This is a genomic window from Streptomyces sp. NPDC057950 (assembly GCF_042887295.1).
GTDB lineage: Bacteria > Actinomycetota > Actinomycetes > Streptomycetales > Streptomycetaceae > Streptomyces > Streptomyces kaempferi.
The window spans coordinates 188,164-206,379 of record NZ_JBHVPP010000006.1; the positions used below are offsets into that span (position 1 = coordinate 188,164).

Here is an 18,216-nt window from a genome sequence, read left to right on the forward strand (position 1 = left end):
ACCGGAATATCCCCAGGCATACCTGCGGGCCCACCAGCGCCCCGGACGCTCCGGGAACAACTCGTGAGGACCTGATGGCAGCCCTCGAGCAAGGCCCCGCTTTCGCACTGTTCGACGAGGAGGTGCGCGCGGAGTTCGGCGACCCGGCGCGCTTCTCCGCCTCCGCCGCCGCCTCTCCCCGCACCCTGGTCGACATCCTCGACGCCACCGTCCGCGCGTACCCCGACGAGCCCGCCCTCGACGACGGACACCGCAGCCTCACCTACCGCGCCCTGTCCGTCGAGGTCGAGAACCTGCGCGCGCGGCTGAGCGACGCCGGGGTGGGCCTCGGCGACCGCGTCGGCGTCCGCGTCCCCTCGGGCACCAACGACCTGTACGTCGCCGTCCTCGCCGTGCTGGCGGCCGGCGCCGCCTACGTGCCGGTGGACGCCGAGGACCCCGACGAGCGCGCCGAGCTGGTCTTCGGCGAAGCCGGGGTACGGGCGGTCGTGGGGGCCGGGCACCGACTGACCGTCAACGGCGTCTGCGAGGTTCCCGCCGCGCGGCCCGGCGTCGACCACGACGCGTGGATCATCTTCACCTCCGGCTCCACCGGCCGGCCCAAGGGCGTGGCCGTCAGCCACCGCAGCGCCGCCGCCTTCGTCGACGCCGAGGCGGACCTCTTCCTCACCGAGGACCCGATCGGACCCGGCGACCGGGTCATGGCGGGCCTCTCCGTCGCCTTCGACGCCTCCTGCGAGGAGATGTGGCTGGCCTGGCGGTACGGCGCCTGCCTGGTGCCGGTGCCGCGCTCCCAGGTCCGCAGTGGCGCCGACCTGGGTCCCTGGCTGGTCGAGCAGGAGATCACCGTCGTCTCCACCGTGCCCACCCTGGCCGCCCTCTGGGAGCCGGAGACCCTCAACGAGGTCCGGCTGCTGATCTTCGGCGGCGAGGCCTGCCCGCCCGAGCTGGTGCAGCGTCTGGTGACCGAGGGCCGCGAGGTGTGGAACACCTACGGACCCACCGAGGCCACCGTCGTCGCCTGCGCCTCCCTCATGACCGGCGAGGAGCCGATCCGTATCGGCCTGCCCCTCAACGGCTGGGAGCTCGCCGTCGTCGACGAGGCCGGCGAGCCGGTCGCACTGGGCGACAGCGGCCAGCTGGTGATCGGCGGGGTCGGTCTCGCCCGCTACCTCGACGCCGAGAAGGACGCGGAGAAGTACGCGCCGCTGGAGTCGCTCGGCTGGCAGCGCGCCTACCGGAGCGGTGACCTGGTCAAGGCCGAACCCGAAGGGCTGGTCTTCCTCGGGCGGGCCGACGAGCAGATCAAGCTCGGCGGCCGCCGGATCGAGCTGGGCGAGGTGGACGCGGCCCTGCAGGCCCTGCCCGGTGTCGCCGGCGCCGCGGCCGCCGTCCGCACCGCCCGCGGCGGCAACCAGCTCCTCGTCGGCTATGTCGTCACCCAGGACGGCTGGGACCACGCGAGCGCCGTCGAGAAGCTGCGCGCCGCGCTGCCGGCCGCCCTCGTCCCGCTGCTCGCCCCGGTCGGGGACCTGCCGACCCGGACGTCCGGCAAGGTCGACCGCGCCGCGCTGCCCTGGCCGCTGGAGGACCTGGGCACCGACGGGCCGAAGGAACAGCTCTACGGCACCGAGGCCTGGCTCGCCGAGCAGTGGAGCGAGGTCCTCGGCATCCCCGTGGGCAGCGCCTCCGACGACTTCTTCGCGATCGGCGGCAGCAGTCTCGCCGCCGCGCAGCTCACCACCCGGCTGCGCGCCCGCCACCCCAGCGCCGCCGTGCTCGACATCTACCAGCAGCCCGTGCTGCGCAAGCTGGCCCGGCACCTGGAGAAGTCCGCGCAGGACGACGGCGCCGAGCGTGTCATCGCGCCCGTCCCGCTGCGGGCCAAGGTCGTCCAGCTGCTCGTCCTCGTCCCGCTCTTCACCCTGCTCGGGCTGCGCTGGACCGTGGCGCTGGCCGCGCTCGGGAACGTGCTGCACTGGTTCGGTCCCTATCCCTGGGCGCCGAACACCTCGTGGTGGCTCGTCGCCGCCGGCGCCCTCGTCCTGTTCAGCCCGCCGGGGCGGCTCGCCATCGCGGCGGGCGGGGCCCGGCTCCTGATGCGCGGCGTCAAGCCCGGCCGTCATCCGCGCGGCGGCAGCGTGCACCTGCGGCTGTGGACGGCCGAGCGGCTGGCCGAGTTCAGCGGCGCGACCTCTCTGACGGGTTCCTGGCTGGAGCGGTACGCACGCGCCCTGGGCGCCAAGGTCGGCACGGACGTGGATCTGCACTCCCTGCCGCCGGTGACCGGCCTGCTCAAGCTGGGCCGGGGTGCCGCCGTCGAGTCCGAGGTGGACCTGTCGGGACACTGGCTGGACGGTGACCGTCTGGAGATCGGCCCGGTGAAGGTGGGCGCGCACGCCGTCGTCGGCACCCGCAGCATCCTCTTCCCGGGGGCACGCGTGGGCAAGCGGGCCGAGGTGGCTCCCGGCTCGGCCGTCGTCGGACAGGTCCCCACCGGGCAGCGCTGGGCCGGAGCACCCGCCGTGAAGCTCGGGAAGGCGAAGCGCGCCTGGCCCAAGGAGCGCCCGCGCCGGGGCACGTACTGGCGCGCGATGTACGGCGCGACGGGTTTCGCGCTGACCGCGCTGCCGCTGCTCGGTGGGCTGGCCGCGCTCCTCGTGGCGAGCCGGTTCGTCACGCCGGGCGCCGGTCTCGGCGAGGCCCTGCGCGGCGCCGTGATCGCGCTGGTGCCGGCCACGCTCGCCTTCGGGCTCACGTACGCGCTGCTGATCCTGGTCGGCGTACGGCTGCTCAGCCTCGGGCTGCGCGCGGGCACGTACCCGACGCACAGCCGGGTCGGCTGGCAGACCTGGACGGTCACCCAGCTGATGGACCGGTCCCGGGAGACGCTGTTCCCGCTGTACGCCGGACTGATCACACCGGTGTGGCTGCGGCTGCTCGGGATGAAGATCGGCCGGGGTGCCGAGGTCTCCACCGTGCTGGCGCTGCCGAGCCTGACCACGGTCGGCGAGGGAGCCTTCCTCGCGGACGACACCCTGACCGCTCCGTACGAGCTGGGCGGCGGCTGGATGCGCATCGGGCGGGCCGAGATCGGGCGCCGCGCGTTCCTCGGCAACTCCGGGATGACCGCGCCGGGCCGCAGTGTGCCGGACGGCGGTCTGGTCGGCGTGCTCTCCGCGACGCCGAAGAAGGCCAAGAAGGGCAGCTCCTACCTGGGACTGCCGCCGGTGAAGCTGCCGCGCGCGACCCAGGACGGCGACCAGAGCCGTACCTACGAGCCGCCCGCGCGGCTGCTGTGGGCCCGCGGTCTGGTGGAACTGTGCAGGATCGTGCCGGTGTTCTGCTCGGCCGCGCTGGCCGTGCTCACCATCGCCGCGCTGAGCGCGCTGGGGGTGTGGGCCTGGGCGCTGAGCGGAGTGGTGCTGCTGGTCGCCGGTGCCGCCGCCGCGGTGCTCTCCATCGTCGCGAAGTGGCTGCTGGTCGGCCGTCACCGGGCCGGCGAGCACCCGCTGTGGAGCGGGTTCGTGTGGCGCAACGAGCTGGCGGACACGTTCGTCGAGGTGGTGGCCGTGCCGTGGCTGGCCGGATCCGTGCCCGGTACGCCGTTGATGACGGCGTGGCTTCGCGGCCTGGGCGCCCGGATCGGCAAGGGCACCTGGATCGAGAGCTACTGGCTGCCCGAGACCGATCTCGTCACCCTGGAGGACGCCTCCACGGTCAACCGTGGCTGTGTGCTGCAGACCCACCTCTTCCACGACCGGATCTTGCGGACGGATAATGTGGTCCTCCGTGAGGGCGCCACCCTGGGCCCGGGCGGAATCGTCCTTCCCGGCAGCACAGTCGGGGCGCGCAGCACACTGGGACCCGCGTCGCTCGTCATGGCGGCGGAATCCGTTCCCGACGACACCCGCTGGCTGGGCAACCCGATCGAGGCATGGCGTTCCTAGGCGCGGCCCGTACGGCGTCCGGGGACGGTGCACCGGCACGTCGTACGAGCACAGCGCAGGGAGCAGACGCAGCAGTGACCGTTCAGCAGACAGTGGGATCGGACCCGTACTTCCCGGCCAACGGCGATTCCCGTTACCGGGTGCACCGGTACGAGCTCGCGCTGGACTACCGCCCGGGCCCGAACCGGCTCTCCGGCACCGCGCGGATCAACGCGATAGCGGGCCGGGGCGCGCTCGCGGAGTTCCAGCTCAACCTGGCCGACTTCCGGATCGGCCGGATCCGGGTCGACGGCAAGGCGCCGCACTACTCGCACCGTGGCGGCAAGCTGCGGGTCCGCCCGGCGAAGCCCATCCGGGCCGGGGCCGCCTTCACCGTCGAGGTGCACTGGGCGGGCAACCCCAAGCCGGTGAACAGTCCCTGGGGCGGGCTCGGCTGGGAGGAGCTGGAGGACGGGGCACTGGTGGCGAGCCAGCCGGTGGGGGCGCCGTCCTGGTATCCGTGCAACGACCGGCCGGCCGACAAGGCCTCGTACCAGATCTCGGTCACGACGCCGTCCGCGTACGTGGTGGTGGCGGGCGGCAGGCTGCTGACCCGTACGACGAAGGCGTCGACGACCACCTGGGTGTACGAGCAGGCGGCGCCGACGTCCAGCTATCTGGTCGGGCTGTCGATCGGGAAGTACCAGACGGTGCTGCTGGGCGACCCGGGGCTCGGTGGCGTGCCGCAGTCCGGGCATCTGCCGGCGGATCTGCTCCCCGAGTTCTCCCGCGACTTCGCGCGGCAGCCCGCGATGATGGAGCTGTTCGAGGAGCTCTTCGGGCCGTATCCGTTCGGCGAGTACGCCGTGGTGGTGACCGAGGAGGAGCTCGACGTCCCGGTGGAGGCGCAGGGGCTGTCGCTGTTCGGCGCGAACCATGTGGACGGGGCGCGCGGTTCGGAGCGGCTGATCGCGCACGAGCTGGCGCACCAGTGGTTCGGGAACAGTGTGTCCATAGCGGACTGGCGGCACATCTGGCTCAACGAGGGCTTCGCGAAGTACGCGGAGTGGTTGTGGTCGGAGCGGTCGGGCGGCCGTACGGCACAGCAGCTGGCGGCGGTGGCGCACCGGAAGCTGGCCGTGCGGCCGCAGGACCTGGTGCTGTCCGACCCGGGTCGCAAGCTGATGTTCGACGACCGGCTGTACGAGCGCGGCGGGCTCACGCTGCACGCCCTGCGCTGCGCGATGGGCGACACGGCCTTCTTCCGCATGCTGCGCGGGTGGGCCGCCCTGCACCGGGGTGGCGCCGTCAGCACCGCGACGTTCATCGCGCATGCCGCCCGGTACGCGGAGGAGCCGCTGGACGACCTCTTCACGGCGTGGCTGCAGACGTCGAAGCTGCCGGCCCTGCCCGTCATGACGGCACCGATCCCGGCGCGGCCCTCGTACCCGCCGACGAACGCCGACTCGGCCTGAGGGCCGTCCCGTGCTCCCCGCCGGTGCGACGCGCGGGAGCGGGGGCGGGCTGGGGGACAATGGTGGTCATGACCAGTCGTACCTGTCCGTGCGGGCTGCCCGAGCCGTACGCGAAGTGCTGTGGGCGCTTCCATCGTGGTGAGGCGGCCGCGCCGACCGCCGAGGCCTTGATGCGGTCGCGCTACAGCGCGTTCGTCCAGCGGGACGAGGGGTATCTGCTGCGGACCTGGCATCCGCGGACGCGGCCGCCCCGGGTGGAGTTCGACCCCGGGACGCGGTGGACGGGTCTGGAGATCCTCGGGACCGGTCAGGGGTCGGCCTTCCACTCCACGGGGACCGTGACGTTCCGGGCGTCCTTCCGGGGCGGGTCGCTGCACGAGCGGAGCCGTTTCGAGCGGGTCGACGGTGCCTGGGTGTACGTGGACGGCGATTTCGCCGAGTAGTACGGGCAGGGCACGGCCGCTGGGCGCTCACGGCGCCAGGATGTCGAGTTCCTGGAGGGCGCCGACCGTGATCTCGCGGGTGAGCTGCTCGGCGCGGACGCCGTCGCCCTCGCGGACCGCCTCCGCGACCCGGACGTGCAGGGTGACGGCGGCGGGGTCGGGGTCCTCGAACATGATCTCGTGGTGGGTGCGGCCCGCCAGCACCTCGGCGACGACGTCGCCGAGGCGGGCGAACATCTCGTTGCCCGACGCGTTGAGGATCACCCGGTGGAAGGCGACGTCGTGGACGAGGTACGCCTCCAGCTGATGACCGCGTGAGGTGGCGACCATGCCGAGGGCGCACTCGGTGAGTTCGGCGCACTGCCCGGCGGTGGCGTGCCGGGCGGCCAGTCCCGCCGCGACGGGTTCGAGGGCGGAGCGCAGCACGGTGAGCGAGCGCAGCTGGTGGGGACGGTCGGCGCCGGCCAGCCGCCACCGGATGACCTGCGGATCGTAGACGTTCCACTCGACCTTGGGGCGGACGGTCACACCGACCCGGCGGCGCGACTCCACCAGGTGCATGGACTCCAGCACCCTGACCGCCTCGCGCATCACGGACCGTGACACCTCGAAGCGCTGGGCCAGCTCGTCGGTGCGCAGCACGCTCCCCGGGGGGTACTCGCCCGCCGTGATGGCCGGTCCGAGGGCGTCCAGTACCTGTCCGTGCAGCCCCCGGCCCCGTGTGCTCATGGGGTCAGGGTACGAGGCCGACCTCACGAACAAAAAGTCAGACTTATATGTCACAGCCACTTGAATTAGTCGTACCTAATAGGTTTCAGTGTCGTCGACACCAGATGTCGACGAAGACGGTGAGGCAGCGATGAGCACCCCCCATGTCGTCGTGGTCATGGGCGTCGCAGGTACCGGCAAGACCACCATCGGTCCCCTGCTTGCGGCCCGGCTCGGCGTTCCGTACGCCGAGGGCGACGACTTCCACCCCCAGGCCAACATCGCCAAGATGACGGCCGGGACACCCCTGAGCGACGAGGACCGGTGGCCGTGGCTGGACGCCATCGGCCGCTGGGCGCACGAGCGCCACGGGCTCGGCGGGGTCGTCAGCAGTTCGGCGCTCAAGCGCGCCTACCGCGACCGGCTGCGGGCCGCGGCACCCGGGATCGTCTTCGTGCATCTGACCGGTGACCGCGCGCTCATCGAGGACCGGATGTCGCACCGTCAGGGGCACTTCATGCCGACGGCGCTGCTGGACTCGCAGTTCGCCACCCTCCAGCCGCTGGAAGCCGACGAGGCGGGCGTCCGCGTGGACGTCACCGGCGGCCCCGAAGAGATCACCGAACGGGCCGTGGCCGCGCTCCGGTCCCTCGCCCAGCCCTCGCGGTAACCCCGCCCACCCGTCCGAAGACCTTTCTCAGAGCAAGGGAAAACCGTGACCAGACTCAGCGTCGAGATGCTGGCAGCGGACGCCGTCGAGCCGATCACCTCCGCGGGCCATGCCCAGCTGGGGGTCGCCGTGCTGGCGGGCATCGCCGTCATCGTCCTGCTGATCACCCAGTTCAAGCTGCACGCCTTTCTGGCGCTGACCATCGGCTCGCTCGCGCTCGGCGCGGTCGCCGGGGCGCCGCTCGACAAGGTGATCGTCAGCTTCACCACCGGCCTCGGCTCCACCGTCGCCGGTGTGGGCGTCCTGATCGCCCTGGGCGCGATACTCGGCAAGCTGCTCGCCGACTCCGGGGGCGCCGACCAGATCGTCGACACGATCCTCGCCAAGGCGGGCGGTCGCGGCATGCCCTGGGCGATGGTGCTGATCGCCTCCGTGATCGGGCTGCCGCTGTTCTTCGAGGTCGGGATCGTGCTGCTGATCCCGGTCGTCCTGATGGTCGCCAAGCGCGGCAACTACTCCCTGATGCGGATCGGCATCCCGGCGCTGGCCGGCCTGTCCGTGATGCACGGCCTGATCCCGCCGCACCCCGGTCCGCTGGTCGCGATCGACGCGGTCAAGGCCAACCTCGGCGTCACGCTCGCGCTCGGCGTCCTGGTCGCCATCCCGACGGTGATCATCGCGGGTCCGGTCTTCTCCCGGTACGCGGCCCGCTGGGTGGACGTACCGGCCCCCGACCGCATGGTCCCCGCCCGCGCCTCCGAGGAGCTGGAGAAGCGTCCCGGTTTCGGCGCCACCCTCGCCACCATGCTGCTGCCGGTCGTGCTGATGCTGTCCAAGGCGCTGGTCGACATCGTCGTGGACGACCCGGCGCACAAGGTGCAGCGCGTCTTCGACGTCATCGGCTCGCCGCTGATCGCGCTGCTGGCGGCCGTGATCGTGGGCATGTTCACGCTGGGCCGCGCGGCCGGTTTCACCAAGGAGCGTCTGTCCACCACGGTGGAGAAGTCCCTCGCGCCGATCGCGGGCATCCTGCTGATCGTGGGCGCGGGCGGCGGCTTCAAGCAGACCCTGATCGACGCCGGTGTGGGCCAGATGATCCTGGACATCTCCAAGGACTGGTCGATCCCCGCGCTGCTGCTGGCCTGGCTGATCGCGGTGGCCATCCGCCTCGCGACCGGTTCGGCGACCGTCGCCACCATCTCGGCGGCCGGTCTGGTCGCCCCACTCGCCGCCGACATGTCGACCGCGCACACCTCACTCCTGGTGCTGGCGATCGGCGCGGGCTCGCTCTTCTTCAGCCATGTCAACGACGCCGGTTTCTGGCTGGTCAAGGAGTACTTCGGCCTGAGCGTCGGCCAGACGGTCAAGACCTGGTCGGTGATGGAGACGATCATCTCCGTGGTGGCCGGCGGACTGGTCCTCCTGCTGTCACTGGTGATCTAGGGGTACGGGGATGGGCCACCCTCTGTTCGACATCAGCGGCCGTACGGCCCTGGTCACCGGCTCCAGCCGGGGCATCGGGCTGGCGCTCGCCCGCGGGCTCCTGGAAGCGGGCTGCACGGTCGTCCTCAACGGGCGCGACGCCGACCGCCTCGGCCGGGCCGCCGCCGGACTGCCCGGCGACGTGCGCACGGCGGTGTTCGACGTCACCGACGGCCCCTCGGTGGCCGCCGGCATCGCGGACGTAGAACAGCGGGTGGGTCCGCTCGACATCCTGGTCAACAACGCGGGCATGCAACTGCGGGCCCCGCTGCTGGAGTTCACGGACGCGGACTGGCACCGGATCCTGGACACCAACCTCACGAGCGCGTTCCTGGTCGGCCGGGAGGCCGCGCGCCGGATGACCGGACGCGGCCACGGCAAGATCATCAACATCTGCTCGCTGCAGAGCGAGGTCGCGCGTCCGGGCATCGCCCCGTACGCGGCCACCAAGGGCGCGCTGAAGATGCTCACCAAGGGCATGTGCGCGGACTGGGGGCCGCACGGGGTACAGGTGAACGCACTGGGGCCCGGATACATCGAGACCGAACTGACCCGGCCCCTCGTCGAGGACGAGGAGTTCAGCGACTGGGTGCGGCGGCGCACCCCGGCCGGGCGCTGGGGCCGTACCGAGGACCTGGTCGGCGGGCTGCTCTTCCTCGCCTCGCCGGCGGCGGACTTCGTCGGCGGGCAGGTGCTCTACGTCGACGGCGGCATGACGAGTGTGCTCTGAAGGGTCCGGGAACGACCCTGGGCCCGAGGGCTTCTGAGAGGGATACGGCGATGCTCGGTTGCGTGATCCACGGCCAGGGCGATCTACGGGTCGAGGAGCTGCCCGTGCCCTCCGCCGGACCCGGGCAGGCCCTGGTCGCCGTCCGGTACGGAGGGATCTGCGGGTCCGATCTGCACTATTGGCGGCACGGCGGCGTAGGGGACTTCCGGCTGCGGGAGCCGATGGTGCCGGGCCACGAGGTCGTCGCAACGGTGGTGTCGTACGGCGCCGGGGCCTCGGGCCCGGTACCGGGTACGGCCGTCGCCGTGCACCCGGCGACGGCCTGCGGCACGTGCCCCGAGTGCGCCGGCGCGCGGGCGAACGTGTGCCGGGAGACCCGCTACCTGGGCAGCGCGGCGCGCACGCCGCACGTCCAGGGCGGGTTCTCGGCCCTGCTCGCGGTACCCGCCAGGCAACTGCGCGCGTTGCCCGCGGGGCTCTCCCCGCGGCGGGCCGTGCTCGCCGAACCGCTGTCGGTCGCCCTGCACGCCGTGCGCCGGGCCGGAGACGTGCGGGGCCGGCATGTGCTGGTCACGGGGGCCGGGCCGATCGGCTGCCTCGTGGTGGCCGCCGCGAAGGCCGCGGGCGCGGCACGGGTGACCGTCACCGACCCGCTGCCGCGGGCTCTGGAGTACGCCTCCCTGGCCGGGGCCGACACCCTCGTACGGGCCGACGACCCGGCCGGTCCCGGGTGGCCCTCGGAGACCGACGTGGCCGTCGAGGCGTCCGGGGCGGCCGCCGGGCTGGACACCTGTCTGCGCCTCGTACGGCGTGGCGGGGTAGTGGTCCAACTCGGCATGCTGCCGCCCGGGAGCAGCGCGTTCGCGGGGAACCTGCTGGTGAGCCGGGAGATCGAGCTGCGGGGCGCGTTCCGTTTCGACGCGGAGTTCGACGAGGCGCCGGCGCTGCTCGCAGCCGAGCCCCGATTCGACGCGCTGATCAGCGCGGTCGTGCCGGTGGCGGACGCCGTGTCGGCGTTCGCCCTGGCGGCGGACCGCAGCCGCTCGTGCAAGGTGCTGCTGGACTTCGGGGAGCCGGCGCCGCAGGTCCCCCTGTCGGCCTAGGGCGTGTCGTCGGGCCGCCACAGCGGGTGTTCGCGCTCCGCCCAGTCCCGGCTCACCGTGCCGGTGCGCATCCCCCGCCGGGCCTCCGGGTCGCCGAGGGCCATCCCGATGTGGCCCCCGAGGACGATGCCGATCGTCAGGGCCAGCCAGTCGTGGACGAACGTCGCCGAGGTCCGCCACATCAGCGGGGTGAGGTGCGTGAACCACATGAGCAGCCCGGTGGCGAGCATGACCAGGCTCGCGCCCGCGATCCAGGCCGCGTAGGTCTTCTGGCCCGCGTTGAACTTGGCGGCGGGCCGGGAGGAGAACCGGTCACGCCGCAGTGCCGCGCGCATCCAGCGGCGGTCGTGCGGGCCCCAGCGGTTCAGGCGGCCCAGGTCCGCGCGGAAGGCACGGGAGGCCAGGCCCGCCAGGACCGGCACCGGGAGCAGCAGCCCCGCGAACTCGTGGACCCTGACGACGAGTTCACGGCGGCCCACCAGCTCGGCGAAGAAGGGGAGGTACAGGCACGCCGCCGTCGCCACGCACACGCCCATCAGCAGGGCGGTCAGGCGGTGCACCCAGCGTTCCGCCCGGCTGAAGCGACGTACGTGCGCGGAGGGCGCCGAGACGGCGGGGGTGTCGTCAACTCGTGGGTACATCGTCGCGTCCGTTCGAACGGCCGACCCATGCGTCCACGTCGTAGCCCCGGTCCTCCCAGTACCCGGGACGCACGTCCTCGGTGACGGTGATGCCGGAGAGCCACTTGGCGGACTTGTAGAAGTACATGGGGGCGACGTAGAGGCGGACGGGGCCGCCGTGGTCGTGGCCGAGGGCCTTGTCCTGCATCCGGTGGGCCACCAGGACGTCGGGGCGCCGGGCCTGCCGCAGCGTGAGGCTCTCGGTGTACGCCCCGTCGAAGCAGGTGAACCGGATCGCGCGGGCCGTGGGGCGGACGCCGGCCGCGTCGAGGATCTGCGAGAGGCGCACCCCTTCGAAGGGCGTGCCGGGCACCCGCCAGCCCGTGACGCACTGCACGTCGTGCACGAGCCGGGTCTGGGGCAGTGCCTGGAGGTCGGCCAGGGTGTAGCTGCGGGGACGGTCGACCAGGCCGTCGATGGTGAGGCGGTAGTCCGCGGGGCCCTTCCGCGGGACGGAGGAGGTCACGGAGTAGTAGCGGAAGCCGCCGCCGTTGGGGAGCAGACCGGTCAGGCCCGTGGGGTCACCCGCGAAGACCGACTCGAGGCCGCGCTGGAGCGGGGGCGCGGCCAGCACGCCGAGCGCGCCGAGTCCGAGGGTGCCGAGCAGGAGCCGGCGGCCGATGGGTGTGCCGGGCTCGTCGGGGCGCTCCGGTTCCCGTTCCGGCGGCCGCTCGGGCGAGCGGGTCGGCGGGGCCTGCGGGGTACGCCCCCGCTGCCGCTCCGGTCCCGGCTCTCGGGAATGTTCAGGGTTCACACACCTATACGAGCACTCGCGACCCCTTTCAGGCCAGCGGCAGCGGGTGTCCGTCAGAATTCCGTCATCACTTTCTCAGTTTTCTCAGACACCGGACGGTGTCCGGGGGCGCCGCGGGCCCGCCCGGCCCACGGCGCCTCCAGGAGACTCCTCAGGCCCCGGACCCGGAGTCGACCGCGGGTTCGGACCTGGAATCCGCCGCCTTGTCCAGCTGGAACGCCTCGTTGCCGAGTCCGATCCGGGCGTGTGCCTCGGGGGCACGGGAACGCAGCACCAGGCCCTGGACCAGACCGACGACCAGGGCGGCCGGTACGAGGGCGGGCAGCAGCCGGCTCAGCAGGGAGTCCGGGCCGGTGCCGACCAGGACGTCGAAGTCCTTGACGGTGTAGCCCGCGATCACGAGCAGGGCGAGGCCCGAGACCGCCGCGGTGACCAGACGCCAGGCCTGGGCCCGTGCGGCGCCTCGGCGGATGAAGAAGACGATGACGGAGAGCGAGGCCGCCGCCATCAGCAGGATGACGCCGAGCGCGCCGACGTTGCCGCCCCAGGTGAACAGGTGCAGCACGGGCGCGGTCGGGTCGCCGGTCGGCTTGTCGTCGGTCACGGCGAAGGCGATGAGAACGATCAGGGAGATGGTGGTCTGCAGGAGCGAGCCGGTGCCGGGGGCGCCGCTGGCTCCGGTGGTCCGCCCGAAGGCCTTGGGCAGCAGCCCCTCGCGGCCCATGGCGAAGGCGTACCGCGCGACGACGTTGTGGAAGCTGAGCAGCGCCGCGAACATACCGGTCACGAAGAGGACGTGCAGGACGTCCGTGAAGGTCCCCCCGAGCCGTGACTCGGTGAGGAAGAACAGCAGTCCCGCGCTCTGCTTCCGGGAGGCGTCGACGATCCCGGCGGGTCCCGTGGCGACGGTCAGCGCCCAGGAGCTGATCGCGAAGAAGACGGCGACGAAGCCGATGGCCAGGAACATCACCCGGGGGACGAGGATGTGCGGGCGGCTCGTCTCCTCCGCGTACACCGGTGCCTGTTCGAAGCCGGTGAAGGCGGCGATGCAGAAGCACAGCGCGGTGCCGACCCCGGCTCCGGTGAGCGTGTCGGGGTTGAAGGCGTGCAGCGAGAGCCCTTGCTTGCCGGGATCGGCGACGGCCGCGACGTCGAAGATGACGACGAGCGCCACCTCGACGACCAGCAGGACGCCGAGCACCCGCGCGTTGACGTCGACCTTCAGCCAGGCGAGCGCGCCGACGACCAGCACGGCCACCAGGGCGGGTATCCACCACGCCAGGTCGACGTCGAGGTACTTGGAGAACAGCCCGGACACCTCGAAGCCGAAGATGCCGTAGATGCCGACCTGGAGCGTGCTGTAGGAGAGCAGCGCGACCGCGGCGGCGCCCGCGCCCGCGGTGCCGCCGAGCCCGCGGGCGACGTAGGCGTAGAAGGCGCCGGCGTTGTGGACGTGGCGGCTCATCTCGGCGTACCCGACGCTGAAGAGCACCAGCACCACGCCGAGGATGACGAAGAGCAGCGGCTGGCCGACGATGCCCATCACCGCGAATGTGGTGGGCATGACACCTGCGACCACCATGAGCGGGGCCGTCGCCGCGAGGACGGACAGGAGCAGCCCTCCGGTGCCCAGCCGGTTGGCCTTCAGGGCCCGGTCCTGCCCCTTGAAGGTGCTGATGCCGCCGTCGGCGGCGGCGGGTCTTCCCGTGTTCGCACTGCTCGATGTACTCGAACTGCCCGTCGTCATCGCGGGGTGGTCCTTTCGGATGTCCGGTGGTCCGGTTGTCTGGAGCGGTCGTCGTTCACACCGTGCCGAGCGCGCTGGCGCGGGCGGTACGGAAGGCCTTGTACGGGTCGCGGTCCGGGTACGACCAGGGCACCGGGGTGGCGTGCGGGCCGATGCGGTGGAACAGGGCGGCGGCCTCGGCGCCCCGGCCCTCGCAGGACTTCGCGTGGGCGAGGAAGTTGAGGTCCAGGAGACGGCGGGGGTGGTCGTCGTGCTCCCACTCCAGCCACCAGTCGAAGGCGGCCTTCATCACCTGGCGGGCCCGGCGCCCGACCCAGTGCCCGGAGGCGGCCGGGTCGGCCGATTCGCTGCCGGCGGTGGCGAGCACGCGGTAGCGCTCGGCGTGCGCGACGACGGGCAGGATCGCGAGCGGCGAGTCGGCCGGGGCCTGCTCGGCCGCCCAGTTGGCGAAGTCGTAGACCTCGTGGAGCGGGTCCTGGCCCGCCTGGGCCCGGCGCTCGGCGAGGCGCGCGACCATCAGATGGTGGGCCTGGTGGTGCTCGGGATGGCGGTGGCGCACCTCGTCGAAGAGCCGGACCACGTCGGTCTCGGCGCCGAGCGTGCGCTCCAGTGTCAGCAGCCCGAGCCAGGGCGTGGGGTCGGCGGGCGCGAGCGCGGCGGCGGCGTGACATGCCTCGCGAGCCCGTTCGGGACGGTCCTTGCCGTCCAGGGCACGCTGGACGGTGGCACAGGCGAGGAGCACGGAGGCGTCGGCGGACTCGGGTTCGGCGAGTCGCCAGTCGCGCGCCCAGGCGAGGGTGGTGGGCTCCTGCGCCAGGGCGGTGACGCGGTGTCCGCGAAGGTCCCACTCGTCGCCGGTGAGGGCGAGCAGCGAGCGGACCGCGGTCCAGCGGCCCTGTGCCAGCGCGGAGCGCGCGACGACGAGTTCGGCGTCGTCGAGTGCGGCGTCGAAGGCCTGGGCCGTGCCTTTGCGGCCGCGGCCGAGGGGAGGAGGGGGTGGCGGGGGTGGCGGCACCGCGAGGTTTCCTCACAGACGCGGCTGGTCAGGTGGCGATCGCGGACAGCAAACCCTTGGCTGAGGGTTCACGTCAAGGCCCATCCGATGTCCTACACGTGTCAACTCCTCGGACTCGAGCACGAGTTGGTGACAGGAACCGGGAGATGGGGGTGGCGGCGAGACGTGCGGACGGCTCACTCGCGTCCGCACGTCGGGCAACCTCGGAGGGGCTCAGCCCACCGCCTCGGCCGCCGCGCGCCCCGCCGCGCGGCCGGAGAAGAGGCAGCCGCCCAGGAACGTGCCTTCGAGGGACCGGTAGCCGTGCACGCCGCCGCCGCCGAAGCCGGCGACCTCCCCCGCCGCGTACACGCCCTCCAGCGGATCCCCGCCCTCGGTCAGGACCCGCGACGAGAGGTCGGTCTCCAGGCCGCCGAGCGACTTGCGGGTGAGGATGTGGAGGCGCACGGCGATGAGCGGACCGGCCTTCGGGTCGAGGATGCGATGCGGCGCGGCCGTACGGATGAGCTTGTCGCCGAGGTAGCTGCGGGCCCCGCGGACGGCCGTCACCTGGAGGTCCTTGGTGAACGGGTTCGCGATCTCCCGGTCGCGCGCGACGATCTCGCGGCGCAGCGCGGCCTCGTCGATCAGCGGCTCCTTGGTGAGCGCGTTCATGCCGCGCACGAGCGCGCCGAGGTCCTTCTCGACGACGAAGTCGGCGCCGTTGTCCATGAACGCCTTGACCGGTCCGGGGACGTCGGCGCGCGCCCGCCCGATGACACCCCTGACCGACTTGCCGGTCAGATCCGGATTCTGTTCCGAGCCCGAGAGCGCGAACTCCTTGCCGATGATCTTCTGGTCGAGCACGAACCACGTGTAGTCGTACCCGGTCCTCATGATGTGTTCGAGCGTGCCGAGCGTGTCGAAGCCGGGGAAGAGCGGCACCGGCAGCCGGTTGCCGCGCGCGTCCAGCCAGAGGGAGGAGGGGCCGGGCAGGATACGGATGCCGTGGTTCTCCCAGATGGGGTTCCAGTTCTGGATCCCCTCGGTGTAGTGCCACATGCGGTCGCGGTTGATGAGGCGCGCGCCGGACTCCTCGGCGATCCCGAGCATCCTGCCGTCGACGTGCGCGGGCACACCGGAGATCATCCGCTCGGGCGGGGTGCCCAGCCGCTCGGGCCAGTTGGCGCGCACCAGGTCGTGGTCGCCGCCGATACCGCCCGAGGTGACGATCACCGCCTGCGCCCTCAGTTCGAACGCGCCGGTCACCGTCCGCCCGCTGGCCTGGCCGCGCTCGATCCCGGACGGTTCCAGGATCTCGCCGGTGACGGTGTCGACCGCGCCCGCGCTGCGGGACAGGCCGGTGACCCGGTGACGGAACCTGAGCTCGACGAGGCCGCGCGCGACCCCGGCGCGCACCCGCCGTTCGAAGGGGGCGACCAGTCCGGGCCCGGTCCCCCACGTGATGTGGAAGCGGGGTACGGAGTTGCCGTGGCCGTTGGCGTCGTAGCCGCCGCGCTCCGCCCAGCCCACCACCGGGAAGAAGCGCACCCCCTGCTGGTGCAGCCAGGACCGCTTCTCGCCGGCCGCGAAGTCCACGTACGCCTCGGCCCAGCGGCGCGGCCAGTGGTCCTCGGCGCGGTCGAAGCCCGCCGTGCCCATCCAGTCCTGGAGGGCGAGGGCATGACTGTCCTTGATGCGCATCCGGCGCTGCTCGGGCGAGTTCACGAAGAAGAGACCGCCGAAGGACCAGTGCGCCTGGCCGCCGATCGACTGCTCCGGCTCCTGGTCGAGGAGGATCACCTTGCGGCCCGCGTCGACGAGCTCCGCGGTCGCCGCGAGCCCCGCGAGACCCGCTCCGATCACGATCACATCTGCGTCGTAGGCCATGGGCCCGTCCTCTCGGCATGACGAGGCACGTGTCGGCTTCGTCACAAGTGGCCGTCGTCACGGCTGGTTGGCAGGAAAGTGGCGGTCAGGACATCGGCGGCCGACCGGGACAGCCGGTGACCGGCCCGCCGTTGTTACTGATCGGTCAGATCCTTCGGCAAGAGGAGTGACCGAGTCAACCGCCCCGTCGCGGGTACTCCGTGGGCGGCGCCCGGCGGGTGGCACTACAGTCGGCGGGATACGCACCCGTGACCCGATCCGACCCCGGATGTATCGAGGTACCCAGCGTGTCGCTTCTCGTTCTGATTCTCTCGGTGAGCGCGGCCTGTTGCCTGGGTTTCGGCTTCGTGCTCCAGCAGAACGCCGCGTCCCACGCCCCGCTGAACGACTTCCTGTCCCCCCGTCTGCTGCTGGACCTCATCCGGGTGCCGCGCTGGCTGGGCGGTATCGGGCTCATGGTGTGCGGGATGGTCCTCGGCGCGATCGCGCTGGGCAAGGGCGAGGTCTCCCAGGTGGAACCGCTCCTCGCGACCAACCTGCTGTTCGCGCTCGGCCTCTCCCGGCACCAGACGAAGAAACCGCTGGGCCGTCAGGGCTGGTCCGGGCTCGCCCTGCTCGCGGGCGGGGTGAGCGCGTTCATCCTGGCGGGCCGCCCCAAGGGCGGTGACGCGGTGTCCGATCCCCTGCGGCACTGGCTGATCATCGGCATCATGATCGGGCTGGCGCTGCTCCTCACCACGTACGCCAAACGCTCCCGGCTGGGCGCCGCGCCGGTGCTGCTCGCCCTGGCCGCGGGGGTGCTGTACGGGGTGCAGGACGCGCTCACCCGGGTGAGCGGGGAGCGGTTCGGCGAGGGCGGCTGGGGCGGACTGCTCGTCAGCTGGCAGCCGTACGGGGTGCTGGTGCTCGGCGTGTCGGGGCTGGTGCTGGTGCAGAGCGCCTTCGAGACGGCGGAGCTGCGGATGTCGCTGCCCGCGCTCACCGCCGCCCAGCCGCTCGCCGGGATCCTCTGCGGGGTGGGGTTCCTCGGGGACCGGCTGCGGACCGACGTGGGCGCACTGACCTGGGAGGCGGCGGGGCTCGCGGCGATCGTGACGGGCATCGTGCTGCTCGGGATGCATCCCGCGATGCCGGCCGGCGCGAAGAGGACGGAGCCCGCGCTGGACCTCCAACGGCGCTGAGCGCCGGGCCGGGCTCCCGCCCCGGCCGGGCACGACGGCCCGTGCGGCCCGGTGAGCCGCGCGGCCTGCCCGGTCGAGCGCCAGCGCCCACGCCCGGCACGGACACCCGATCGGCCCGACGGCCCGCGCCCCACCGGAAACACCCGATCGGCCCGACGGCCCGCGCCGCACCGGAAACACCCGATCGGCCCGACGGCCCGCGCCGCACCGGAAACACCCGATCGGCGGAGCGGCACGTGCGCACCGCGGCTGCGAGACACCCCGCGTGCCGGGCGGCGGGCGGTGGCCGGGGAGGCGCGGTGGCCGAGGGGACGGAAGCACGAGGAACGCGGTCGCCGGCGCGGTCGGGACAGCGGCCGGTCGAGCGGCGGCCCTGGGCGGGGCGCGGCGCGGTTCCCCGGGGGCCTCCGGGGGCGGCCCGGCCGGGGTC

14 protein-coding genes are annotated in these 18,216 nt (G+C 72.6%); 8 read left to right on the top strand and 6 right to left on the bottom strand.

Going from position 1 to position 18,216, the window contains the following annotated elements:
• The first annotated feature begins 74 nt into the window (after positions 1 to 74).
• The 3 genes from ACFVTC_RS13175 (at position 75) to ACFVTC_RS13185 (ending at position 5,847) form a co-directional block, all read left to right on the top strand.
• On the top strand, positions 75 to 3,950 hold the full coding sequence (locus tag ACFVTC_RS13175) for a Pls/PosA family non-ribosomal peptide synthetase (RefSeq protein WP_390126659.1): 3,876 nt from the start codon (positions 75 to 77) through the stop codon (positions 3,948 to 3,950).
• A gap of 74 nt (positions 3,951 to 4,024) precedes the next feature.
• Positions 4,025 to 5,404, top strand: coding sequence for a M1 family metallopeptidase (locus tag ACFVTC_RS13180; RefSeq protein WP_390126660.1), 1,380 nt, complete (start codon positions 4,025 to 4,027; stop codon positions 5,402 to 5,404).
• 68 nt (positions 5,405 to 5,472) lie between these two features.
• On the top strand, positions 5,473 to 5,847 hold the full coding sequence (locus ACFVTC_RS13185; protein ID WP_390126661.1) for a YchJ family protein: 375 nt from the start codon (positions 5,473 to 5,475) through the stop codon (positions 5,845 to 5,847).
• Between the two features lie 27 nt (positions 5,848 to 5,874).
• On the opposite strand, the gene ACFVTC_RS13190 is transcribed toward ACFVTC_RS13185, so the two are convergent.
• Positions 5,875 to 6,576, bottom strand: a complete 702-nt coding sequence (locus tag ACFVTC_RS13190) for a FadR/GntR family transcriptional regulator (protein ID WP_390126662.1) — start codon at positions 6,574 to 6,576, stop codon at positions 5,875 to 5,877.
• Between the two features lie 130 nt (positions 6,577 to 6,706).
• Between ACFVTC_RS13190 and ACFVTC_RS13195 the strand changes: the two genes are divergently transcribed.
• The 4 genes from ACFVTC_RS13195 to ACFVTC_RS13210 are packed head-to-tail and all read left to right on the top strand — an operon-like array spanning position 6,707 to position 10,540.
• Entirely contained in the window at positions 6,707 to 7,225 is a 519-nt protein-coding gene (locus ACFVTC_RS13195) for a gluconokinase (protein WP_390126663.1), read from the top strand.
• Between the two features lie 45 nt (positions 7,226 to 7,270).
• The gene (locus ACFVTC_RS13200; RefSeq protein WP_390126664.1) at positions 7,271 to 8,668 is read left to right on the top strand and encodes a gluconate:H+ symporter; all 1,398 of its coding nucleotides are present in this window, start codon (positions 7,271 to 7,273) and stop codon (positions 8,666 to 8,668) included.
• A 10-nt stretch (positions 8,669 to 8,678) separates the two neighbouring features.
• Positions 8,679 to 9,437 carry an SDR family oxidoreductase gene (locus ACFVTC_RS13205; RefSeq protein WP_390126665.1) on the top strand — a complete coding sequence of 253 codons (759 nt, stop codon included), beginning with the start codon at positions 8,679 to 8,681 and terminating at the stop codon, positions 9,435 to 9,437.
• A gap of 50 nt (positions 9,438 to 9,487) precedes the next feature.
• Entirely contained in the window at positions 9,488 to 10,540 is a 1,053-nt protein-coding gene (locus tag ACFVTC_RS13210) for an L-idonate 5-dehydrogenase (RefSeq protein ID WP_390126666.1), read from the top strand.
• Here the strand turns inward: ACFVTC_RS13210 and ACFVTC_RS13215 are convergent.
• From ACFVTC_RS13215 to ACFVTC_RS13235, 5 genes are all read right to left on the bottom strand, one after another.
• Complete coding sequence (locus ACFVTC_RS13215) at positions 10,537 to 11,181, bottom strand: cytochrome b/b6 domain-containing protein (RefSeq protein ID WP_390126667.1); 645 nt, start codon at positions 11,179 to 11,181, stop codon at positions 10,537 to 10,539. The genes ACFVTC_RS13210 and ACFVTC_RS13215 overlap by 4 nt on opposite strands.
• Positions 11,165 to 11,842: a molybdopterin-dependent oxidoreductase gene (locus tag ACFVTC_RS13220; RefSeq protein ID WP_390126791.1), complete on the bottom strand. Its 678-nt coding sequence runs from the start codon at positions 11,840 to 11,842 to the stop codon at positions 11,165 to 11,167. Before ACFVTC_RS13220 ends, ACFVTC_RS13215 begins: the two co-directional genes overlap by 17 nt.
• 283 nt (positions 11,843 to 12,125) lie before the next feature.
• Positions 12,126 to 13,721: an APC family permease gene (locus ACFVTC_RS13225; RefSeq protein ID WP_390126668.1), complete on the bottom strand. Its 1,596-nt coding sequence runs from the start codon at positions 13,719 to 13,721 to the stop codon at positions 12,126 to 12,128.
• Between the two features lie 55 nt (positions 13,722 to 13,776).
• A complete protein-coding gene (locus ACFVTC_RS13230; protein WP_390126669.1) occupies positions 13,777 to 14,736 on the bottom strand; it encodes a hypothetical protein in 960 nt (319 codons plus the stop codon).
• Between the two features lie 213 nt (positions 14,737 to 14,949).
• Positions 14,950 to 16,605 (bottom strand): FAD-binding dehydrogenase, encoded by a 1,656-nt coding sequence (locus ACFVTC_RS13235; RefSeq protein ID WP_390126670.1) that lies wholly within the window; start codon positions 16,603 to 16,605, stop codon positions 14,950 to 14,952.
• Between the two features lie 287 nt (positions 16,606 to 16,892).
• On the opposite strand from ACFVTC_RS13235, the gene ACFVTC_RS13240 reads away from it, so the two are divergent.
• Positions 16,893 to 17,786: a DMT family transporter gene (locus ACFVTC_RS13240; RefSeq protein ID WP_390126671.1), complete on the top strand. Its 894-nt coding sequence runs from the start codon at positions 16,893 to 16,895 to the stop codon at positions 17,784 to 17,786.
• Positions 17,787 to 18,216: the final 430 nt, after the last annotated feature.